Origin of the sequence: Streptomyces yangpuensis (assembly GCF_001005295.1) — a bacterium.
Taxonomy (GTDB): domain Bacteria; phylum Actinomycetota; class Actinomycetes; order Streptomycetales; family Streptomycetaceae; genus Streptomyces; species Streptomyces yangpuensis.
This window is the reverse complement of record NZ_LBMK01000003.1, coordinates 56,919-78,508: the sequence shown is the minus strand read 5'-3', so window position 1 is coordinate 78,508 and position 21,590 is coordinate 56,919. Positions and strand designations below refer to the sequence as shown.

At 71.3% G+C, this 21,590-nt stretch carries 19 protein-coding genes and 4 tRNA genes; 16 read left to right on the top strand and 7 right to left on the bottom strand.

Going from position 1 to position 21,590, the window contains the following annotated elements; genetic code table 11:
* The 6 genes from AAT21_RS15570 to purM form a co-directional block, all read left to right on the top strand.
* Positions 1 to 409 (top strand): AIR synthase-related protein (locus AAT21_RS15570; RefSeq protein WP_235438893.1); only part of this gene is annotated, 409 nt, incomplete at its 5' end.
* Between the two features lie 155 nt (positions 410 to 564).
* A complete protein-coding gene (locus tag AAT21_RS15565; protein WP_046777513.1) occupies positions 565 to 1,839 on the top strand; it encodes a hypothetical protein in 1,275 nt (424 codons plus the stop codon).
* A 17-nt stretch (positions 1,840 to 1,856) separates the two neighbouring features.
* Positions 1,857 to 2,639 carry a maleylpyruvate isomerase family mycothiol-dependent enzyme gene (locus tag AAT21_RS15560; protein ID WP_046778371.1) on the top strand — a complete coding sequence of 261 codons (783 nt, stop codon included), beginning with the start codon at positions 1,857 to 1,859 and terminating at the stop codon, positions 2,637 to 2,639.
* 53 nt (positions 2,640 to 2,692) lie between these two features.
* Complete coding sequence (locus tag AAT21_RS15555; protein ID WP_046777512.1) at positions 2,693 to 3,502, top strand: META domain-containing protein; 810 nt, start codon at positions 2,693 to 2,695, stop codon at positions 3,500 to 3,502.
* A 418-nt stretch (positions 3,503 to 3,920) separates the two neighbouring features.
* Complete coding sequence (gene purF, locus AAT21_RS15550) at positions 3,921 to 5,438, top strand: amidophosphoribosyltransferase (RefSeq protein WP_046777511.1); 1,518 nt, start codon at positions 3,921 to 3,923, stop codon at positions 5,436 to 5,438.
* 94 nt (positions 5,439 to 5,532) lie between these two features.
* Positions 5,533 to 6,603, top strand: a complete 1,071-nt coding sequence (gene purM, locus AAT21_RS15545) for a phosphoribosylformylglycinamidine cyclo-ligase (RefSeq protein ID WP_030957044.1) — start codon at positions 5,533 to 5,535, stop codon at positions 6,601 to 6,603.
* 79 nt (positions 6,604 to 6,682) lie between these two features.
* Here purM and AAT21_RS15540 read toward each other — a convergent pair whose 3' ends face one another.
* The gene (locus tag AAT21_RS15540) at positions 6,683 to 6,994 is read right to left on the bottom strand and encodes a DUF3073 family protein (RefSeq protein WP_235438892.1); all 312 of its coding nucleotides are present in this window, start codon (positions 6,992 to 6,994) and stop codon (positions 6,683 to 6,685) included.
* Between the two features lie 233 nt (positions 6,995 to 7,227).
* Positions 7,228 to 8,346: a Leu/Phe/Val dehydrogenase gene (locus AAT21_RS15535; RefSeq protein WP_079025728.1), complete on the bottom strand. Its 1,119-nt coding sequence runs from the start codon at positions 8,344 to 8,346 to the stop codon at positions 7,228 to 7,230.
* Positions 8,347 to 8,538: 192 nt separating this feature from the next.
* On the opposite strand from AAT21_RS15535, the gene AAT21_RS15530 reads away from it, so the two are divergent.
* Both AAT21_RS15530 and bldC read left to right on the top strand, forming a co-directional pair.
* Positions 8,539 to 9,393 (top strand): hypothetical protein, encoded by an 855-nt coding sequence (locus tag AAT21_RS15530; protein WP_200904405.1) that lies wholly within the window; start codon positions 8,539 to 8,541, stop codon positions 9,391 to 9,393.
* Positions 9,394 to 9,962: 569 nt separating this feature from the next.
* Entirely contained in the window at positions 9,963 to 10,169 is a 207-nt protein-coding gene (bldC, locus tag AAT21_RS15525) for a developmental transcriptional regulator BldC (RefSeq protein ID WP_003949541.1), read from the top strand.
* A gap of 552 nt (positions 10,170 to 10,721) precedes the next feature.
* On the opposite strand, the gene AAT21_RS15520 is transcribed toward bldC, so the two are convergent.
* Together AAT21_RS15520 and hrpA are read right to left on the bottom strand one after the other, a co-directional pair.
* Positions 10,722 to 10,795 (bottom strand) — tRNA-Asp (locus AAT21_RS15520).
* Positions 10,796 to 10,867: 72 nt separating this feature from the next.
* Positions 10,868 to 14,806: an ATP-dependent RNA helicase HrpA gene (gene hrpA, locus AAT21_RS15515; protein WP_046777508.1), complete on the bottom strand. Its 3,939-nt coding sequence runs from the start codon at positions 14,804 to 14,806 to the stop codon at positions 10,868 to 10,870.
* A 111-nt stretch (positions 14,807 to 14,917) separates the two neighbouring features.
* Here hrpA and AAT21_RS15510 point away from each other — a divergent pair, with 111 nt between their 5' ends.
* The 3 genes from AAT21_RS15510 (at position 14,918) to AAT21_RS15500 (ending at position 17,160) form a co-directional block, all read left to right on the top strand.
* Entirely contained in the window at positions 14,918 to 15,478 is a 561-nt protein-coding gene (locus AAT21_RS15510) for a hypothetical protein (RefSeq protein WP_046777507.1), read from the top strand.
* 117 nt (positions 15,479 to 15,595) lie between these two features.
* Positions 15,596 to 16,327 carry a DsbA family protein gene (locus AAT21_RS15505; RefSeq protein WP_046777506.1) on the top strand — a complete coding sequence of 244 codons (732 nt, stop codon included), beginning with the start codon at positions 15,596 to 15,598 and terminating at the stop codon, positions 16,325 to 16,327.
* The gene (locus tag AAT21_RS15500) at positions 16,324 to 17,160 is read left to right on the top strand and encodes a cytochrome c biogenesis CcdA family protein (protein WP_046777505.1); all 837 of its coding nucleotides are present in this window, start codon (positions 16,324 to 16,326) and stop codon (positions 17,158 to 17,160) included. The genes AAT21_RS15505 and AAT21_RS15500 overlap by 4 nt, the downstream gene beginning before the upstream one ends.
* 37 nt (positions 17,161 to 17,197) lie before the next feature.
* Here AAT21_RS15500 and AAT21_RS15495 read toward each other — a convergent pair.
* From AAT21_RS15495 to AAT21_RS15485, 3 genes are all read right to left on the bottom strand, one after another.
* Positions 17,198 to 17,274: transfer RNA gene (locus AAT21_RS15495), tRNA-Phe, on the bottom strand.
* Positions 17,275 to 17,296: 22 nt separating this feature from the next.
* A tRNA-Asp gene (locus AAT21_RS15490) sits at positions 17,297 to 17,370 on the bottom strand.
* 39 nt (positions 17,371 to 17,409) lie between these two features.
* Positions 17,410 to 17,482, bottom strand: a tRNA-Glu gene (locus AAT21_RS15485).
* Positions 17,483 to 17,586: 104 nt separating this feature from the next.
* On the opposite strand from AAT21_RS15485, the gene AAT21_RS15480 reads away from it, so the two are divergent.
* From AAT21_RS15480 to AAT21_RS15460, 5 genes are all read left to right on the top strand, one after another.
* Positions 17,587 to 17,937: a metallopeptidase family protein gene (locus AAT21_RS15480; RefSeq protein WP_030012899.1), complete on the top strand. Its 351-nt coding sequence runs from the start codon at positions 17,587 to 17,589 to the stop codon at positions 17,935 to 17,937.
* Positions 17,934 to 18,428, top strand: a complete 495-nt coding sequence (locus AAT21_RS15475) for a FluC/FEX family fluoride channel (protein ID WP_046777504.1) — start codon at positions 17,934 to 17,936, stop codon at positions 18,426 to 18,428. Before AAT21_RS15480 ends, AAT21_RS15475 begins: the two co-directional genes overlap by 4 nt.
* Entirely contained in the window at positions 18,425 to 18,799 is a 375-nt protein-coding gene (gene crcB / locus AAT21_RS15470; protein ID WP_046777503.1) for a fluoride efflux transporter CrcB, read from the top strand. The genes AAT21_RS15475 and crcB overlap by 4 nt, the downstream gene beginning before the upstream one ends.
* 85 nt (positions 18,800 to 18,884) lie before the next feature.
* The gene (locus tag AAT21_RS37555; RefSeq protein ID WP_052757831.1) at positions 18,885 to 19,433 is read left to right on the top strand and encodes a hypothetical protein; all 549 of its coding nucleotides are present in this window, start codon (positions 18,885 to 18,887) and stop codon (positions 19,431 to 19,433) included.
* Positions 19,434 to 19,742: 309 nt separating this feature from the next.
* Positions 19,743 to 21,590 (top strand): DEAD/DEAH box helicase (locus AAT21_RS15460; protein WP_046778590.1); only part of this gene is annotated, 1,848 nt, incomplete at its 3' end.

The following is a 21,590-nucleotide window of genomic DNA, read 5'->3' as shown; positions in this document are numbered from 1 at the left end:
CGGCATGCCGCCCAAGGTGGACCTGGGCCGCGAGAAGCTGCTGGCCGAGATCCTGATCTCCGCCTCCCGCGACGGCATGATCGACGCCGCACACGACCTGTCCGACGGCGGTGTCATCCAGGCGCTGACCGAGTCCTGCCTCAAGGGCGGCAACGGCGCGCGCGTCGTGGTCCCCGAGGGCCTGGACGCCTTCACGTTCCTCTTCTCCGAGTCCGCGGGCCGCGCCATCGTGGCCGTCCCGCGCAGCGAGGAGCTCCGCTTCACCGACATGTGCGGCGCGCGCGGCCTGCCGGTCGCCCGCATCGGCGTGGTGGACGGCGACGAGATCGAGATCCAGGGCGAGTTCAGCCTGCCCCTGGCCGAGCTCCGCGAGGCCCACGAGGCGACGATCCCGGCCCTGCTGGCCTGACCGACGCCGAAAGACGCCGGGAACGGCGAGAGCACTGCCGGGCCCCGTACGGAATCTCCGTGCGGGGCCCGGCCCCGTCACCACCCAAGCGGCCGTTGCGATTCCGTGGCACGACCGCCGTATCCGCGCCTGTGGCGGCTCCGCATACTGACCGCGTGAGCATCGTCAAGCACCTGCCGGACGCCGCGATACCCGACGGCGGCGCCCCTCACTGGCACGTCAAGGACGCCCAGCGCTGGCTCGACGCACGCGTTCCGGCCGGCTTCGCCCCGATCACCGTCGGCTGGGTCCTCGTGTCGCTGGTGGTCCTCGCGATCGTCCTCGTCGCCTGGAACGACCCGGGCGCACCGACACACGGCACCGCGTGGGCGGACTACGCCCCGGCCGTCCTCCTGCTGTCCCTCCCCGCCTGGTACCGGTTCCTCCCGGCCGCCACGCTGCTGTCCACGCCTGTGATCGCCGCGGACGCGGTGCGGGACCTGTACGCCCTCGATCCCGCCGACGCCCCCGGCCGGGCCGGCGGCGCGCTGATGCTGGTCCTGTGCGCCTGGGCGTTCGCCGGGTCCGCACTGCGGATCCGTGCGCGCCGGCGCCAGTGCGAGCTGTTTCTCGGCGCTGCCGGGGACGCCCGTGCGGCGCTTCCCGAGCACCTGCCGGACGGCCACCGCTGGCGCGGGCGGGCGCTCCTCGCCGCCGGGGCGGGGCTGTGCCTGGCCGCCGCCGCGCTGCTGGTGTGGGGCCTCGCGCAGGACCTCGGAGCAGGCCCGGAGCACCCGTACGACGCGATCGGCCAGCAGGTCCTGGCCATGGTGCTGCTCGCTCCGGGCGTCCCGCTGCTCGGCCGCGGCCTCACGGCGTGGCGCGCCGCCCGGCGGCTGCACGACGGGCCCCAGCCGGTGATCCGCGTGGGCGTCCGCGAGCAGTGGATCGGACCGGTCTGGCTGGTCGCCGACGCCGACACCACGACCGCCCCGCCGCTGATCGCGTTCCGCGACCGCTTCGAGGACGGCTACCGCAGCCACCCCGCCGAGATGCTGCTCGGGGGCGAGGAGAGCCGGCTGCGGGCCGGCCACCATGACATCGACCGGCACGCCGAGCCCTACGAGGCGCTCCTGTACGGGGTGCCCTGCGAGGGGTCCGAGGTGATCCTCCGGTACGCCGTCTACCGTGACGACAGCAAGATCACCGACGCCGTCCGCGCGGTGCCTCTGCTGCCCTTCCGCCGGCACGGCCTCCGGTCGTCCTGGCGGGCCGCCGGTACCTCGCACACCCTCAGGAGGCGGGCCGAGGAGGAGCAGCGCAAGCAGCGCGCGGCGCAGCGGTCGAGCGGCTCGGGCGGTTCCTGCGGCTCCTCCGGCGGCTGCGGATCCAGCAGTTGCTCCAGCAGTTGCGGCAGCAGCTGCGGCGGCGGCTGCGGTGGCGGCGACTGATCGGGCAGACTCCGGGCATGGCACCCAAGACCCGCAGGTACGACGACGCCAGGATCAGAGCGGCCGTGATCGCACAGTTCGGTCATGTCGGACGAGCCGTACGGGAGTTGGGCCCCGAGCAGCTGGAGCGTCCCAGCGGGCTCGGGGACTGGAGCGTCGCCGACCTCGCCGCACACATCGCGTGGATCGCGGACTCGCTGGCGGCCGGCCTGGCCCGGCCGCCGGCGGCAGTCCCCGAGCTGACGGCCGTCGAATGGCCCTTCGCCACCGCTTCCCTGGCCGGCAAGATCTCCGAGGCGGTCCGGGAGACCCTGAACGGCGCCCCGCTGCCCGAGCTGTACGAACGGGCCGCCGAGGCCATGGCCGCGGCGCTTGCGGCGAATCCTGGCGGGCGCGTCCTCCAGCTGTGGGTCGGGGACATGACCCTGGCCGACTTCCTGGTCACCCGGACCGTGGAGCTGGTGGTCCACACCGACGACCTCAACCGGGCCGCCGGGCTGGACATCCCGGTCGAGCGGCAGGCCCTGGCCGCCTGTACGCGGCTGCTCGCCGACTGCCTGGCCCTGAAGGCCCCGGGCGGCTCGGTCGAGGTACGGATCCCGCCCTTCGCGGTGGTCCAGTGCATCGAGGGCCCGCGCCACACCCGCGGCACCCCGCCGAACGTCGTGGAGACCGATCCGCTGACCTGGATCCGGCTCGCGACCGGCCGTACGACATGGGCCGAGGAGCTCGACGCGGCGCGGGTGCGGGCCGGCGGCGAGCGGGCCGACCTGTCGGCGCTGCTCCCGCTGATGGGCTGAGCGGGGGCGCCGCCGTGGTGGAACCGACCGGAGATCCCGTCCGTCCCAGGGGCATGCGAATCCTCCGGCACGTCACCCTCCCCGCGGGGCTGGCCCTCGTCCTCGCGCTGGCCGCGGCCGGCTGCGGCCGGGCCGAGGAGCACGGCGCGGGCGCGGTCCTCCCCGACCCCGTCGGCCGCTGGGCCGTCGAGTCCCTGACCACGGGCGGCCGCACCCTGCACGCCCCCGAGGCGGCCCGCCTCGACTTCGGCGAGAAGGAGGTCAGGGGCAACTACGGCTGCAACGGCTTCAGCGCCGCCGTCTCCTTCGCCGATACCTCCGCGGTGACCGTGGCCCCGGCCGGAGCGACCGCCATGGCCTGCGCGGACATGGAGTTCGAGACGGCCTTCGCCAAGCTGTTCACCGGGCGGCTGACCATCGACCGGGGGCCCGACCGGCTCACCCTGAAGACCGCCGACGGGAGCACCATCGCCATGACCTCGGAGCCGGTGGTCCCGGACGCGCCGCTCACCGCGGTCGAGTGGACCGTGCAGTCCCTGATCAGCGGCGGATCGGTGTCCTCGCTGCCCGCCGGGGCCGCCGGCACAGCGCGGTTCACCATTGCCGCCGACCTGTCCGTGAGCGGGACCCTCGGCTGCAACCGGTTCAGCGCCCAGGTCACCCGCGACGGCGACCGGCTCACCTTCGGGCCGCTCACCACCACGCGGATGGCGTGCGACGGCCCGGCGGGCGAGGTCGAGGCGAAGCTGACCGAGCTGTTCGCGAGCGGTCCGCTCCTCTCCCGGATCGAGGGCCGCCTGCTGACCCTCACCGCCGCGGACGGCAAGGGCCTGATCGCGGAGGCCCCGTCCGACGCCGAATAGCGGCCCGGGAAGGCACGCCCGCACAGCTGGTTCTCGTACGAAGACACAGGAGCTCCAGGGGCCGGCCCGGCGGCCGGCTCCGGGATGCTCCGGGTGTGGGGCGAGGCGGCTCGCGGACACGGCGGAGCCGGGCGGGCCTGAGCGGAAAAGGGAAAGGGCGAGGAAGAGTTGTGGCTGCGCGCGGCGGCGGCGAACGGCCCTCGCGGCACGGACCGGGTCCCTGTTCCGGCGCCCGGCGAGGGTGACGGTGCGGTCACCGAGAGGCTCCATGGACCGTCGGTCCGGGCGAATGCCTTCGTAGAAGTCGACAAGGTGATCCGAATGCCGAGGCGGAGGCGTCTCGTCACCCTCTGTGCTGTGACATTTCCCGGCCGTCCCCAATTCGGACCAGTGGTCGATCTCGCCTACACTCGGGAGCGTGCCTCGTGGTGATGGACGACTCAACCACGACCTGCTCCCCGGCGAAAAGGGCCCCCAGGACGCTTGCGGCGTCTTCGGTGTCTGGGCTCCGGGTGAAGAGGTCGCCAAGCTCACCTACTTCGGACTGTATGCGCTGCAGCACCGTGGACAAGAGTCCGCGGGAATCGCTGTGAGCAACGGTTCCCAGATCCTCGTCTTCAAGGACATGGGCCTCGTTTCCCAGGTCTTCGACGAAACCTCCCTCGGTTCGCTCCAAGGTCATATCGCGGTCGGTCACGCCCGCTATTCGACCACCGGCGCGTCCGTCTGGGAGAACGCGCAGCCCACTTTCCGCGCGACCGCCCACGGCTCCCTGGCCCTGGGACACAACGGCAACCTGGTGAACACCGCCGAGCTCGCCGAGATGGTCGCCGACCTCCCCCGTCAGGACGGCCGTGCCACCCAGGTGGCCGCCACCAATGACACCGACCTGGTCACGGCCCTGCTGGCCGGCCAGGTGGACGCGGACGGCAAGCCGCTGACCATCGAGGAGTCCGCCCGCGTGGTGCTCCCGAAGGTCAAGGGCGCCTTCTCGCTGGTGTTCATGGACGAGGGGACCCTCTACACCGCCCGTGACCCGCAGGGCATCCGCCCGCTGGTCCTCGGCCGCCTGGAGCGCGGCTGGGTGGTGGCGAGCGAGACCGCCGCCCTCGACATCTGCGGCGCCAGCTTCGTCCGCGAGGTCGAGCCGGGTGAACTCGTCGCCATCGACGAGAACGGTCTGCGCACCTCCCGATTCGCGGAAGCGAAGCCCAAGGGCTGTGTCTTCGAGTACGTCTACCTGGCGCGCCCGGACACCGACATCGCCGGCCGGAACGTCTACCTCTCGCGTGTCGAGATGGGCCGGCGCCTGGCCAAGGAAGCCCCGGTCGAGGCCGACCTGGTGATAGCGACGCCGGAATCCGGCACGCCCGCCGCGGTCGGATACGCCGAGGCCAGCGGGATTCCGTACGGATCGGGCCTGGTCAAGAACGCCTACGTCGGCCGGACCTTCATCCAGCCCTCGCAGACGATCCGCCAGCTCGGCATCCGCCTGAAGCTCAACCCCCTCAAGGAAGTCATCCGGGGCAAGCGCCTGGTGGTCGTGGACGACTCGATCGTCCGCGGCAACACCCAGCGCGCCCTGGTCAAGATGCTCCGCGAGGCCGGTGCGGCCGAGGTCCACATCCGGATCTCCTCGCCGCCGGTGAAGTGGCCGTGCTTCTTCGGCATCGACTTCGCCACCCGGGCCGAGCTGATCGCCAACGGCATGACGGTCGACGAGATCGCCACGTCGCTGGGTGCGGACTCCCTCTCCTACATCTCGCTCGACTCGATGATCGAGGCGACGACGATCCAGAAGCCGAACCTCTGCCGTGCCTGCTTCGACGGCGAGTACCCGATGGAGCTCCCCGACCCGCAGCTCCTCGGCAAGCAGCTCCTGGAGACCGAGCTGGCCGGCGGCGCGGACGCCGCCGACGCCCTCCGTCGCCCGTAGAGTCCCCGGCTCGACCTGCGCGGGGCCCTGTCTTTCAGGCTTTTCCCAGGGCCCCGCACCAACCGCAGTAACGACACGAAAGCTCTCTCCTGTCATGACAGAGAAGACCACCGGTGCCAGCTACGCAGCCGCGGGCGTCGACATCGAAGCGGGAGACCGCGCCGTCGAGCTGATGAAGGAGTGGGTGAAGAAGACGCAGCGCCCCGAGGTCCTCGGCGGCCTCGGCGGTTTCGCCGGCCTCTTCGACGCCTCCGCCCTCAAGCGATACGAGCGCCCGCTGCTGGCCTCGGCCACCGACGGGGTCGGCACCAAGGTGGACATCGCCCGCCAGATGGGCGTGTACGACACCATCGGCCACGACCTGGTCGCGATGGTCATGGACGACATCGTCGTCTGCGGCGCCGAGCCGCTCTTCATGACCGACTACATCTGCGTCGGCAAGGTGCACCCCGAGCGTGTCGCCGCCATCGTCAAGGGCATCGCCGAGGGCTGTGTCCTCGCCGGCTGCGCCCTGGTGGGCGGCGAGACCGCCGAGCACCCCGGCCTGCTGGGCCCGGACGACTTCGACGTGGCGGGCGCCGGCACGGGCGTCGTCGAGTACGACCGCCTGCTCGGCGCGGATCGCATCCGTACGGGGGACGCCGTCATCGCGATGGCATCGTCCGGCCTTCACTCGAACGGGTACTCGCTGGTCCGCCACGTCCTCTTCGACCGCGCCGGGATGTCCCTCGACGCCCATGTGGAGGAGCTCGGCCGGACCCTCGGCGAGGAGCTGCTGGAGCCCACCAAGATCTACTCGCTGGACTGCATGGCCCTCACCCGGACGGCCGAGGTGCACGCGTACTCGCACATCACCGGCGGCGGCCTCGCGGCCAACCTGGCCCGGGTGATCCCGGACCACCTGCACGCCACCGTCGACCGTGCGACCTGGACGCCCGGTGCGATCTTCGACCTGGTCGGCAAGGCCGGACAGGTGGAGCAGCTGGAGCTGGAGAAGACCCTGAACATGGGCGTCGGCATGATGGCCGTGGTCCCGCAGGAGTCGGTGGACGTGGCCCTGACCGCGCTGGCCGACCGGGGCGTGGACGCCTGGGTCGCGGGCGAGATCCTGGACCGCGGCGACCGCACCGAGGGCGCGACCCTCACCGGTTCCTACGCGAGCTGAGCAGCACTGAAACCCGGCCCGGGGCTAAGCCCTGGACCGGGTTTCAGTCTTTGGTGTGTCGTGCAGACGCCTCAGGGCGTCAAGCGCCGCGACGCTGTGCCGACGGACCGGACTCCTCGTCCTCGTCGTCGTCATCGCTGTTGTAGAGGTCCGCGTACCGAGCGTACGGGTCGTCCTCGTCCAGCTCGTCGTCGTCCACCTCGACCGGCTCGCTGACAGACAGCGGTTCTGCGGTCGATGCGCCCAGCTCGTTGGCCAGACGCGACAAGTCAGTCCCGCCGCTGCTGTACTTCAGCTGGCGGGCGACCTTCGTCTGCTTGGCCTTTGCCCGGCCGCGCCCCATGGCTCGACCCCCTCGGTGACGGGGCTCGACGGCCCCAGAGTCTGACACGCGTTCATGGTTCGGAGCGGGCTCTCCGTGGAGAGACCGTCCGTAGGGGTTTAACGGTACCTGCTTCCGCGGCCATACGGTACGCCGCCCGCATGACGCGCCCCGGTGCAGAACCAACAAGGCGCCCCGTCCTCGCTGGTCAGCTGCGATTTTAACCCTTTCCTGGCGGGCGACCCGCCGAAGTGCAGTGAGTTCCGTCTCGCCGCACCCCGGCGGGCCTCGCGAAGGGCCCTCTAGGAGGCCGTCACCGGGAGGGTCCGGCGGCCGTCGGCCATCCGCTGCTCGGCGATCCGGTCGGCGGCGGCGGCCGGCGGGATGCCGTCCGCCTTCGCACGAGCGAAGATTTCCAGCGTGGTGTCGAAGATCTTCGTGGCCTGCACCTTGCACCGGTCGAAGTCGAAGCCGTGCAGCTCGTCGGCGACCTGGATGACACCGCCCGCGTTGACCACGTAGTCCGGGGCGTAGAGGATGCCGCGGTCCGCGAGGTCCTTCTCGATGCCCGCGTGGGCGAGCTGGTTGTTGGCCGCGCCGCACACGATCGTGGCGGTGAGGGCCGGGACCGTCTCGTCGTTCAGGGCGCCGCCGAGTGCGCACGGGGCGTAGATGTCGAGGCCCTCGACACGGATCAGCGCGTCCGTGTCGGCGACCGCGGTGACCTTGCCCGGGTGCTTGTCGAGGATGCGCTGCACCGACTCCTGGCGGACGTCGGTGATCACGACCTCGGCACCGTCCTCCAGCAGGTGCTCCACCAGGTAGTGGCCGACCTTGCCGACGCCCGCGACTCCGACCTTGCGGCCGCGCAGGGTCGGGTCGCCCCACAGGTGCTGCGCGCTGGCGCGCATGCCCTGGAAGACGCCGTAGGCGGTGAGCACCGAGGAGTCGCCGGCGCCGCCGTTCTCGGGGGAGCGGCCGGTGGCCCAGCGGGTCTCACGGGCGACGACGTCCATGTCGGCGACGAAGGTGCCGACGTCGCAGGCGGTCACGTAGCGGCCGCCGAGGGACTCCACGAAACGGCCGTAGGCCTCCAGGAGTTCCTCGGTCTTGATGACGTCGGGGTCACCGATGATCACGGCCTTGCCGCCGCCGAGGCCGAGACCGGCCATGGCGTTCTTGTAGGACATGCCGCGCGAGAGGTTGAGCGCGTCGCGCACGGCCTCCTCGTCCGAGGCGTAGGCGTGGAAACGCGTACCACCGAGGGCGGGGCCCAGGGCGGTGGAGTGGATCGCGATGACGGCTTTCAGGCCGGTGGCTCGGTCCTGGCACAGCACGACTTGCTCGTGGCCGCCCTGCTCCGTGCGGAACAGGGTGTGCAGGACGCCGTCGGTCATTTCGGTCACGGTGGTGACTCCCATGGAAGAGATGCGGCGGGAAGACGCCCCCCTGCGGGTGGGGGGGGACGTGCTGGGAGCAGAGTAAGACCTGTGGGCCGGATGGGGGCCACCTGTCCGGGGATCGAAACACTCCTGGAGTACGGGAGGCGGTCCGGGCCCTTCCGCCCGCGGGCCGGAGGTGAACCGGACCGCCGAAGAGGGGAGTACGAGAGGGTGACCGAATCCCCCGAACCCCTGCTGCCCTCGGCGCGCTCGGCGCCCGCCGTCCCGTACGCCTCCTACCTGCGCGTCTACGAGCCCCTGGCCGCTTTCGCGGAGCCGGAGCGCACCCACTGGGCCGCCTACGCCCGGCGCGGGCCGGCCCCGACCGCCCAGGACGAACTGCGCCGGTCGCTGGCGGAATTGGTGCGGGTTCCCCTGGTGGGGGTGCCGGCCCACGAGAGCGCCGACGCGTTCACGGCGGAGGTCGACGGGGTGCTGCTGGTCTGCCCGTGGCGCACCCGGCTGCGTGGCTGGCTGGCACTGGAGGAGCTGGTCGACCAGTTCCCGCTCCCGGTGCTGGACGCGGCGCTGCCGCCGGTGGCGCGCCGGCGGGCGGCCGAGGAGTACGAGCGCTGGCGCGAGCTGAACCCGGACGCGCGCCCCTGGATCCGTACGGGGGTGTGGCAGATCCCGCTGCGCTGGTTCGTGCTGGTGGCGGACGAGGAGCGGGAGTACGTGCGGGGGGAGCGGCTGCGGTACCGGACTCCGATGGTGCAGGCGCGCCGGCGCCTCGCCCGGGCCCTGCGGACGCTGCGCGCCGCGGAGGGGTACGGGATGCTCGCCGAGGGGCTGGTCGAGGTGGGGAGCTGGCTGGAGGAGTTCCATCCGCGGTCGATGGTCGAGCTGGACTACGGCGGGCTCGTGCACGCCCTGCCGGCGGACCGGCTGGCGGCCGACCGCTCGGCGGGGGATCTCGCGGCGGGAATCGATGCTCTGCGGGCGGGGGACGCCGAGGGTGCGGCGGCGGCGTACGGGGGGCTCGCGGAGCGGTGGCGGGCGGTCCGCGAGCGGCTCTTTGCGAATTAGGCCGAAAATCGCCGGTGTGGCCGGTTTCACCTTTCAGAGGTCCGTACGTACCGCCGCGTATCGGTCGTTCGGTCAAAACTGGCTGATCAGAGGCCTGACTGTGGCATTTGGGGCGTAGTGCCAGGACCTACGTCCCGATACGGGCCATTGGCCCAAGCGTGACGGACCGCACTAACCACACCCTTGCGCCCTTCCCCTACCCTCGTGCCAAAATAGGACAAGGAGTCCGGGGAGGGTTCCTTCCGCCCAACTAAGGGCGGAATGCTCGGCATTGCACTCTACGGGGGGTCTGAACGACTCCTGATCGCTCTGTGACTGATCGTCACAGTGGGGTGACTGTCCGTTATGGGACGGTCCATCGGGCTTCCGCCGCTGATGAACACCTCGGAGGGCAATTCCGTCGGTTTGGCCGTCGCGGCTGGACGGATGGTGTAGTTGTAGTGCCGAGGACAAGCCGTTCGTCCTATAACCGACTCGGCCCGCGTATGTCCATTTCGGGCAACGCGGGCCAAGGTGCAGAATTTAGAGGAAAGAACCGAGATGGTTCGGTTCTCCCGAGGAGGCCGCTCATGACCGCTCGCACCCCTGATGCCGAGCCGCTGCTGACCCCGGCTGAGGTTGCCACGATGTTCCGCGTGGACCCGAAGACGGTCACCCGCTGGGCCAAGGCTGGCAAGCTCACGTCCATCCGCACCCTGGGTGGACACCGCCGGTACCGCGAGGCCGAGGTCCGCGCACTGCTGGCGGGAATTCCGCAGCAGCGCAGCGAGGCCTGAGGTCGCGTAAACACCCCGCTTTAAACGGGTCGCTGTCGGGTCCCCCAATCCGATGAAAACCCACATTGCTTCATACGACCCGGCCTGCCCCAACAGGTTCTCGGGTCGTTCGATCGCGCTGGACTCCGCCGGGTCCAGCGCGATCTTTTTATGCCCAGGTCAGGGGAGTGCCGAAGGCCCGCCGGGATGCCTGGCAGGGTAGGTACCATTGCACATATTAAATCGAGCGGGCGTATGGATGCGATAAAAGTGTGAGTCCGAAAAACTCATGCGGTGACACCCGTCACAGATGATCACTCTTGTATATCCGTCAATGCACCCCGTAATGGGGAAGTCCGTCGCGATGAGCATCATGCGAACGGGGGATCTTCCGCCGGAAGGACGATCCACGGGCGCGTGCGGCCGAGGAAAGAGCGCGGGGCCGGACGCAGGAACGGACGCGGGGCCGGACGCAGGGCCGCCGGCCGGCCTTCCCAACCCGGCCCGGGCGATGGCACCCGCCAACGCGTCAGGGCCCGCATCCCCTGGGGGATACGGGCCCTGACGTTGTTGCGATCCTGACGGGACTTGAACCCGCGACCTCCACCTTGACAGGGTGGCGAGCTAACCAACTGCTCCACAGGACCTTGATTTCGCGGCCGCTCGGAGGCGGCTGCGAAACAGACTGTACAGCAGCTCAGGGGGTGCGGTCGAACCGATCAGGGGGCCGCGGCATCCACTGCCTTCACGATCCGCTTGTCGGAGATCGGGTAGGCCGTGCCGAGGGCGTGCGCGAAGTAGCTGACGCGCAGTTCCTCGATCATCCAGCGGATGTCGGTCACGGTCGCCGGGACCGGCCGTCCCTTCGGCAACTGCTCCAGCAGCCAGGCGTACTCGTCCTGCATCTCGTGGATTTTTTCCATGCGTGTCGTGTCGCGCTGGACGCCCGTGGGCATCTGCTGGAGCCGCCGGTCCGCCGCCACCAGGTAGCGCATCAGGTCCGGCAGCCTGCGCAGCCCGGTGAGCGTCACGAAACCGGCCGGCATCAGGGCCGCCAGCTGCGTCCTGACGTCCTGGATGTTCGCGACCAGGGCGAGGCTGGAGGTGCCCTTCAGGCGCCGCTCACAGGCCTGCCAGGCGGCCAGCACCTGCTGGGTCTGGTTCACGGCCCGCACGGTGGTGTCCACCAGGTCGGCGCGGACGGCCTCGTAGAGCTTCCGGAAGCCCGCCTCGTCCCACGCGGGGCCGCCGTGGTCGGCGATGAGCTTGTCGGCCGCCGCGGTCGCGCAGTCGTCGAACAGGGCCTGGACGGAGCCGTGCGGATTCCTGGAGAGCGCGAGCTTCTGCTGGTTGGTGAGGTGGTCCGAGGCGAACTTCGCCGGGTTCACCGGGATGTTCAGCAGGATGAGCCGGCGGGTGCCCAGCCACATCGCCCGCTGCTGCTCCGCCTCGGTGTCGAAGAGCCGTACGGAGACGCTCGTGCCCTCGTCCACCAGCGCCGGGTACGCCTTCACCGGCTGGCCGGCGCGGCGGGTCTCGAACACCTTGGTCAGTGTGCCGATCGTCCAGTCGGTCAGCCCGGTCCGCTCCACCGACTCCCCGCCCGCCCGCTCGGCGGTGGCCGCGGCGGCCTTGGAGAGGGCCTGGCGGGCCTTGGGCTTCAGCCTGAGCCGCAGGGCCTCCAGGTCCTTGTCCTCGGCGATCTTGCGGCGCCGCTCGTCGACGATCCGGAAAGTGATCTTCAGGTGGTCCGGGATGCGGGTGAGGTCGAAGTCCTCGGCCGACACCGGCACCCCGACCATGCGCTGGAGCTCGCGTGCCAGCGTCACCGGCAGCGGCTCCTGCAACGGCACGGCCGTGTCCAGGAACCGGCCCGCGTAGTTCGGCGCGGGCACGTAGTGGCGGCGGATCGGCTTGGGCAGCGAGCGGATCAGCTCGGTGACGACCTCCTCGCGCAGGCCCGGGATCTGCCAGTCGAAGCCCTCGTCGGTGACCTGGTTGAGCACCTGGAGCGGGATGTGGACGGTCACGCCGTCCGCGTCCGCGCCCGGCTCGAACTGGTAGGTCACCCGGAACTTCAGCTGCCCCTGCCGCCAGGAGTCCGGATAGTCGGCCTTGGTGACCCCGGCCGCCTTCTCCGTGAGCAGCATCTCCCGCTCGAAGTCGAGCAGTTCGGGCTCGTCCCGCTTCTTGTGCTTCCACCAGGAGTCGAAGTGCGCGCCGGAGACGACGTGCTCGGGGATCCGCTGGTCGTAGAAGTCGAAGAGGGTCTCGTCGTCCACCACGATGTCGCGGCGCCGGGCCCGGTTCTCCAGCTCCTCCACCTCGGTGAGGAGCTTGCGGTTGTCGGCGTAGAACTTGTGGTGGGTGCGCCAGTCGCCCTCGACCAGCGCGTTGCGGATGAACAGTTCGCGCGAGACCTCGGGATCGATCCGGCCGTAGTTGATCTTCCGCTGGGCGACGATCGGCACGCCGTACAGCGTCACCTTCTCGTACGCCATCACCGCGGCCTGGTCCTTCTCCCAGTGCGGCTCGCTGTAGGTCCGCTTGATCAGGTGCTGCGCCAGCGGCTCCACCCACTCGGGCTCGACCTTGGCGTTGACCCGGGCCCACAGCCGCGAGGTCTCCACCAGCTCGGCCGACATCACGAACTTCGGCTGCTTCTTGAACAGCGACGAGCCCGGGAAGATCGCGAACTTGGCCGACCGGGCGCCCAGGTACTCGTTCTTGTCGGTGTCCTTGAGACCGATGTGCGAGAGCAGACCGGCCAGCAGCGAGACGTGCACGACCTGCTCGGGGGCGTCCGCCTCGTTGACGTGGATGCCCATGCTCTTGGCGACCGTGCGCAGCTGCGAGTAGATGTCCTGCCACTCACGGATCCGCAGGAAGTTCAGGTACTCCTGCCTGCACATCCGGCGGAAGGAGGAGGAGCCGCGCTCCTTCTGCTGCTCCCGGACGTAGCGCCACATGTTCAGGAACGACAGGAAGTCGCTGGTCTCGTCCTTGAAGCGGGCATGGTGCTGGTCGGCCTGGGTCTGCTTGTCCGAGGGCCGCTCGCGCGGGTCCTGGATGGACAGGGCCGCCGCGATGACCATGACCTCGCGGACGCAGTTGTTCTTGTCGGCCTCGATGACCATGCGGGCCAGCCGCGGGTCGACGGGCAGCTGGGACAGCTTGCGGCCCATCGGCGTCAGGCGCTGCCCCTTCTTCCCCTCCGGGGAGGACTTCTCGGCCGTCTCCAGCGCCCCGAGTTCCTGCAGGAGCTGGACGCCGTCGCGGATGTTGCGGTGGTCCGGCGGGTCGATGAAGGGGAACTTCTCGATCTCGCCGAGGCCGGCGGCGGTCATCTGGAGGATGACGGAGGCCAGGTTCGTGCGCAGGATCTCGGCGTCGGTGAACTCGGGCCGGGCGTCGAAGTCGGCCTCGGAGTACAGCCGGATGCAGATGCCGTCGCTGGTACGGCCGCAGCGGCCCTTGCGCTGGTTGGCGCTGGCCTGGGAGATCCGCTCGATCGGCAGGCGCTGCACCTTGGTGCGGTGGCTGTAGCGGGAGATCCGGGCGTTGCCCGGGTCGATCACGTACTTGATGCCCGGCACCGTCAGGGAGGTCTCGGCGACGTTGGTCGCGAGCACGATCCGGCGCCCGGTGTGCGGCTGGAAGACCCGGTGCTGCTCGGCGTGCGAGAGCCGGGCGTAGAGCGGCAGGACCTCGGTGAACCGGAGCTTCTTCTTGATCAGCGCGTCCGCGGTGTCGCGGATCTCGCGCTCGCCGGAGAGGAAGACCAGGATGTCGCCGGAGCCCTCGGCCTGGAGCTCGTCCACGGCGTCGCAGATCGCGGTGATCTGGTCGCGGTCGGAGTCCTCGGAGTCCTCTTCGAGCAGCGGCCGGTAGCGGACCTCCACCGGGTACGTCCGCCCGCTGACCTCGACGATCGGGGCGTCGCCGAAGTGGCGGGAGAAGCGCTCCGGGTCGATCGTCGCCGAGGTGATGACGACCTTCAGGTCGGGCCGCTTGGGCAGCAGCGTCGCCAGGTAACCGAGCAGGAAGTCGATGTTCAGCGAGCGCTCGTGGGCCTCGTCGATGATGATCGTGTCGTAGGCGCGCAGCTCGCGGTCCGTCTGGATCTCGGCGAGCAGGATGCCGTCCGTCATCAGCTTCACGAAGGTCGCGTCCTGGTCCACCTGGTCGGTGAACCGGACCTTCCAGCCGACGGTCTGGCCGATCTCGGACCTCAGCTCCTCGGCGATGCGTTCCGCGACCGTGCGGGCGGCGATCCGGCGGGGCTGGGTGTGCCCGATCATGCCCCGGACGCCCCGGCCCAGCTCCATGCAGATCTTGGGGATCTGCGTGGTCTTGCCGGAGCCGGTCTCACCAGCGACGATCACGACCTGGTGGTCGCGTATCGCCTCGGCGATCTCGTCCTTCTTCTGGCTGACGGGCAGGTTCTCGGGATACGTGACCTCCGGCATCCGCGAGGCACGGCCGGCCAGTCGCTCGGCGGCCTTCGCGGCCTCCGTGGCGATCTCGTCGAGCACGGCCTGCTTGGCCTCGGGCTTGCGGATGCGGCGGGCGCCTTCGAGGCGGCGGCCGAGGCGGTGCGCGTCACGGAGGGAGATCTCACCGAGAAGCGTCTGCAGGGCGGCGAAGGAAGTAGACATACCTGATCGAGGATCTCACCTGGGCCCTCCGGGTGGCGAACGCATTTGTCGGGTGGACCCGTACCATTTCGGGACGAGTCCCTCGGCCGTACGAGTGAGAGGCAGCCCACCTTGTCCCGCCCCCGCCCCGTCGGCCGCACCGTGCTCGCGGTGCTGGTGGCGGTCCTGGCGGTCCTGCTGGGCGGGACGGTCCCCGCCGCTGCCAAAACGGTCCTGCCGGATGCCGGCCGGGCCGGCTCGGGTACGCCTGGAGCGCTCATGACCGCGGCCGGGCATCCCGCGACCGGTGCCCCCGGTACGGAGACCGCCCCGGCCCTCGACCCCGCCCGGGCTCCCGGTGCCGCCCCGGGCGTCCGTGCCGGTGCGGGCGGGACCACCGGCCGGGCCCCGCTGCGGGCCGTGCAGGGCCCGCCCGAGGCACCCGGCGCACCCCGCGCCGCCGTCGCCGTCGCCGTCCGAGGCGGCGGACCCTCCTGCGCCCCGGCGGCCCCCGACCACGGCGGGACGCCCGCCGTCCCGGCCCGGGCCGGGGGCGACCACGCCCAGGTCCCGCCGGGCCGCCCGGTGCCGCCGGCCGCCCGGCCGTACGCGGGCCTGCCCGTACCGGCACCCGTCCGCGGCCCCGACCGGCCCGCCCCCGGCCCGGTGGAGCTGTCGGTGATGCGGGTCTAGGGGTGTCCGCCCGAGCTGTCCTTCCCCGGCCCGCAGGACCTCGTGTCCCCGCCCGCCGCCCCGGAGACCGCCCGGCCCGGCCCGTACCGACCTCTCCCGCAGAACCGGAGCACCCGTATGTCCTCCTCCAAGACCAAAGCCGGCACCTCCTCGGCCAAGCCCCTGCTGATCTCCGCGGGGGTCGCCCTCGCCGCCGTCACCCTCGGCCTCGTCTCCTGGCAGGCCACCGCCCCCGCCGAGAAGGCCTCCGCCGGCTCCGCGCCCGCGGCCGCGCCCCGTTCCGACACCTCCGCCGCGCTCAAGGCCCTGGCCCGGCGGGAGCCCGGCGACAAGCTCGCCCTCGGCCGCCCGGACGCGCCCGTCGTGCTCATCGAGTACTCCGACTTCAAGTGCGGCTACTGCGGCAAGTTCGCCCGGGACACCGAGCCCGAGCTGGTGAAGAAGTACGTCGACAACGGCACCCTGCGCATCGAGTGGCGCAACTTCCCGATCTTCGGAGCCGAATCGGAGGCCGCCGCGCGGGCCGCCTGGGCCGCGGGCCGGCAGGACCGGTTCGCCGCCTTCCACGCGGCCGCGTACGCCGACGGCTCCAAGGAGAAGGGCTTCGCCGAGCCGAGGCTGCTGGAGCTGGCCCGCGAGGCCGGGGTCCCCGACATCGAGCGCTTCAAGGCCGACATGGCCGGCGAGGAGGCCACCGCGGCCCTGAAGAAGGACCAGGAGGAGGGCTACCGCATCGGCGTCACCTCCACCCCGTCCTTCCTCGTGGGCGGCAGGCCCATCGCCGGCGCCCAGCCGCTCGGCGCCTTCACCGCCGCCATCGAGCAGGCCCTGGCGGCGGCGAAGCAGTGACCGACATCGGATACCTGGCCGCCCTGCTGGGCGGCCTCCTCGCGCTGCTCAGCCCTTGCAGCGCCCTGCTCCTGCCGGCCTTCTTCGCGTACTCGATCGACTCCACCTCGCGCCTGCTGGCACGTACCGGCATCTTCTACGCGGGCCTCGCGAGCACCCTCGTACCGCTGGGGGCGGCCGGCTCGTTGGCCGGCCGGTTCTTCCACAGCAACCGCGACCAGCTGGTCCTGGCCGGCGGCTGGCTGATCATCGCGCTCGGCGCCGCGCAGATCCTCGGCCTGGGCTTCGCCTCGAAGCGGATCTCGGAGCTGTCCGGGAGGATCCGGCCGACCACCGCCCTGTCCGTGTACGCCCTCGGCGCGGTCTACGGGCTGGCCGGCTTCTGCGCCGGCCCGATCCTGGGCAGCGTCCTGACGGTCGCGGCGGTCAGCGGCAGCCCGGTCTACGGCGGCCTGCTGCTCGCCGTCTACGCGCTGGGGATGGCCGTGCCGCTCTTCGTGATGGCCCTGCTGTGGGAGCGGTTCGAGCTGGGCCGGCGGCGCTGGCTGCGCGGCCGGGCCCTGCGCGCGGGCCGCTTCGAGGTGCACAGCACGTCGCTGCTGTCCGGGCTGTTCTTCATCACCCTGGGCGTGCTGTTCCTCGTCTACGACGGGGCGAGCGCACTGCCGGGGCTGCTGGACGTGGACGACTCGTTCGCGGTGGAGCAGCGGGTGAGGTCGCTGGCCGGGGCCGTCCCGGACGGGGCGCTGCTCGGCCTGGTCGCCGTGGGCGCGGCGGTCTTCGGCCTGGTGCAGTGGCGCCGTCGCTCCGGCGCCACGCGCGAGACCGGGTGACGCAGGAAGGCCCCGTCCGATGGACGGGGCCTTCCGATGGTGGCTGGGGCCGGGGTCGAACCGGCGACCTATCGCTTTTCAGGCGATCGCTCGTACCAACTGAGCTACCCAGCCACGAGACCGTTTCCGGCCTCAGCGATCCTGACGGGACTTGAACCCGCGACCTCCACCTTGACAGGGTGGCGAGCTAACCAACTGCTCCACAGGACCTTGCGGTGTGCGAGACAAAGTCTTGCACACGGTAATGCGTACCCCCAACGGGATTCGAACCCGTGCTACCGCCTTGAAAGGGCGGCGTCCTGGGCCACTAGACGATGAGGGCTAAAGACCCACCGGGCACTTCTTCAGCGCGTCGGGGACGTGAGAAGCATATGGGATCCGGGGAGCTATCGCCAAAACGGTTTCCCCCGGAGGGACAATGGCCCGGTGCTGGAGATGACGCGCGAGGAGTTCGAGGAGCTCGTCGCAGAGGCCCTGGACCGGATCCCGCCGGAGCTGACGCGGCTGATGGACAACGTGGCGGTGTTCGTCGAGGACGAGCCGCCCGCCGACGACCCGGAGCTGCTGGGGCTCTACGAGGGGACCCCGCTGACGGACCGCGGCGAGTGGTACGCCGGGGTGCTGCCGGACCGGATCACCATCTACCGCAATCCCACGTTGCGGATGTGCGAGGACCGGGAGAGCGTGGTCGCGGAGACGGAGGTCACCGTGGTGCACGAGATCGCCCACCACTTCGGGATCGACGACGAACGACTGCACGCGCTGGGGTACGGGTGAGCCGGAGAGGCTCCCGGCCCGCCCCCGGCGCCGCCGAGGCGATCGACCCGGACGTCGACCTGCACGTGCCCGCGCAGCGGGCCGAGCCGCAGGGCCGGGTGCTCGCGGCGGTGGCCGTCGGCGGTGCCCTGGGGGCCTCGGCCCGTTACGGGATCTCCCTGCTCTGGCCGGCCGCGCCCGGCGCCTTCCCGTGGGCGACCCTGTGGATCAACGCCTCCGGGTGCGCGCTGATCGGCGTGCTGATGGTGCTGATCAGCGAGGGCGGGCGGACGGCGCCGCACCCGCTGCTGCGCCCCTTCGCCGGGGTCGGCGTGCTCGGCGGCTTCACCACTTTCTCCACCTACGCGATGGACTTCTCGCGGCTGCTGGACGAGGGGGAGGCGCGGTCCGCGCTGGCCTATGCGGGGCTCACGGTGGTCGCTGCGCTGGGCGCGGTGTGGGCGGCGGCCTCGGTGACCCGGTTCGCCGTGCGGGGCCCGGTGGCCCGGTGAACTGGCTGCTCGTGGTGGCGGGCGCGGTCGTGGGCGCCCCGCTGCGCTACCTGACGGACCGTGCGGTGCAGCAGCGGCACGACTCCGTCTTCCCGTGGGGGACCTTTGTGGTGAACGCGGTCGGCTGCCTGGTGCTGGGGGTGCTGACCGGCGCGGCAATGGCCGGGGCCGCCTCCTCGTGGGTGGTGCTGCTGCTGGGGCCCGGGCTGTGCGGGGCGCTGAGCACGTACTCGACCTTCTCGTACGAGACGCTGCGGCTGGCCGAGCGCGGCTGGGGTTTCCTGGCGGCGGCGAACGCCGTGGTGTCGGTGCTGGTCGGGCTGGGTGCGGTGCACCTCGGCTCGCAGGTGGCGCGACAACTGTTCGCCTGAGGGCGTGTCCCTCACGGTGCAAAGGGAGTTGGGCACGACGACCCGCTCCTGCGGGCCTCTCGTCCCCAGGCTCCGGAGGTGCCCCGTGCGCCAGTTGTCCGCTTCCCTCAGACTGGCCGTCACCGCGCTCGCGGTCGCGGCGACGGCCGGCTGCATGAGCGTCGGTGAGGACGCCGCGAAGCCGGGGCCCTCCGCCGCGGCGGAGCGGCGCGCCGGCTCCGAGGCGGGTACCGGGGCCGCCTCAGGGCGGGGTTCCGGGATCCGCGGCAACGGGCACGGCGCGAAGGACGGTACGGAGGGCCAGGGCGGCAAGCACAAGGAGGACGGCAAGGCCTCCGGTGCGACCGGGGCCACCCCCGGCCCGGGTGCGCCGAGCGGGGCGCCGGGCGCGGCCGTACCGTCGGCGGGACCGGGCGGCGGCGCCGGCGGGCAGGGCCCGCAGCAGCCGCCGGCGGGCGGTTCCGGGGGTTCCGGCGGTGCGGGTTCCGGTGGTCCGGGCGGGACGGGTGGCGGCCAGCAGCCGGCGAGCCCGAGCCCGGAGCCGCCGCTTCCGACGATCCCTGTGACGGAACCCACGCCGAGTCCGTCGAGCCCGCAGCCGGAGCCCAGCACCCAGCCCGCACCCCAGGCCTAGGGGCGTCCGCGGCGGGTGACGGCTTCCGGAGGCGTGGCGGCACCCTCCCGATCCGAGGTGTTTGTGCAGGTCAGGGGTGACTCCACCGGAGCGACTTGCCAGACCTGGGGGAGGGTGCGTATGGTTATAGATCGTTTGATCCCATTGCCCGGCGCCGAATCCGAAGAGCGCCGTGTGGCGCGTACTCTCCCTAGCCGTGGCTGACCGCATTGAGGCGGTCGATTTGCGATTCACGGAGTTTGGGCGCGTGCCGAGACTCCGGAAGGTTTCGCATTTCGCATGTCCATTTCCAGTTCTGACCGTTCCGTCATGCCCGAGAACGACTCCAACGAGATCATCGACACCGAAGCCCTTGTGGTCACCGAGGCCATCGAGGCCGCAGAGGCCGAGGGAATCATCGAGGCTCTCGAGGCGGACGTGAGCGGTGGGTCCTTCGAGGACTCCTCCGACGACTTCGACGCCGATGCCGACGCCGAGCCCACGATCACCTTCGGTGACCTGGGTCTGCCCGAGGGCATCGTGCGCAAGCTCGCCCAGAACGGCGTCACCACCCCCTTCCCGATCCAGGCCGCGACCATCCCGGACGCCCTGGCCGGCAAGGACATCCTCGGCCGCGGCCGCACCGGCTCCGGCAAGACGCTCTCCTTCGGTCTGCCGACCCTGGCCACGCTGGCCGGCGGCCACACCGAGAAGAAGAAGCCCCGCGCGATCATCCTCACGCCGACCCGTGAGCTCGCGATGCAGGTCGCGGACGCCCTGCAGCCGTACGGCGACGTCCTCGGCCTGAAGATGAAGGTCGTCTGCGGCGGTACCTCCATGAGCAACCAGATCTACGCTCTGGAGCGCGGTGTCGACATCCTCGTCGCCACCCCGGGCCGACTGCGCGACATCATCAACCGCGGTGCCTGCTCCCTGGAGAACGTCCGGGTCGCGGTCCTCGACGAGGCCGACCAGATGGCCGACCTGGGCTTCCTGCCCGAGGTCACCGAGCTGCTCGACCAGATCCCCGAGGGCGGCCAGCGCATGCTCTTCTCCGCCACCATGGAGAACGAGATCGGCACCCTGGTCAAGCGCTACCTGTCCAGCCCCGTCACGCACGAGGTCGACAGCGCCCAGGGCAACGTCACGACCATGACGCACCACGTGCTCGTCGTGAAGCCGAAGGACAAGGCGCCGGTCACGGCCGCCATCGCCGCCCGCAAGGGCCGCACCATCATCTTCGTCCGCACCCAGCTGGGCGCCGACCGCATCGCCGAGCAGCTCGTCGAGGCCGGCGTGAAGGCCGACGCGCTGCACGGCGGTATGACGCAGGGCGCCCGTACCCGCGTCCTCGCGGACTTCAAGGACGGCTACGTCAACGCGCTCGTCGCCACCGACGTCGCCGCCCGAGGCATCCACGTCGACGGCATCGACCTGGTCCTGAACGTGGACCCGGCCGGTGACCACAAGGACTACCTGCACCGCTCGGGCCGTACCGCCCGTGCCGGCAAGTCCGGTGTCGTCGTCTCCCTCGCGCTGCCGCACCAGCGCCGCCAGATCTTCCGCCTGATGGAGGATGCGGGCGTCGACGCCTCGCGCCACATCGTCCAGGGCGCCGGCGCCTTCGAGCCGGAGGTCGCCGAGATCACCGGTGCCCGTTCGCTGACCGAGGTCCAGGCCGACTCCGCGAACAACGCCGCCAAGCAGGCCGAGCGCGAGGTCGCCGAGCTCACCAAGCAGCTGGAGCGCATGACGCGCCGCGCCGCCGAACTGCGCGAGGAGGCCGACCGCCTGGTCGCCCGTTCCGCGCGTGAGCGGGGCGAGGACCCGGAGGCCGCCGTCGCCGAGGTGGCCGAGGCCGCCGAGGCCGAGGTCGCGGCCGCCGCCGCGGCTGCCGCCGCCGAGATCGCCGCGCAGGAGCGCCGCGAGGAGAACCGCGCCCAGCGCGACGACCGCGGCAACTACGAGCGCCGGGACAACCGCGGTGGCGACCGCGGTGACCGTGGCGGCTTCCGCCGTGACGACCGCGGTGACCGTGGTGGCGAGCGTGGTGGTTTCCGCCGTGACGACCGTCCGTCGGGTGGCTTCGGCCGCCGCGATGACCGTCCGTCGGGTGGTTTCCGTCGTGACGACCGTCCGTCGGGTGGCTTCAACCGTGACGACCGCGGTGACCGTGGT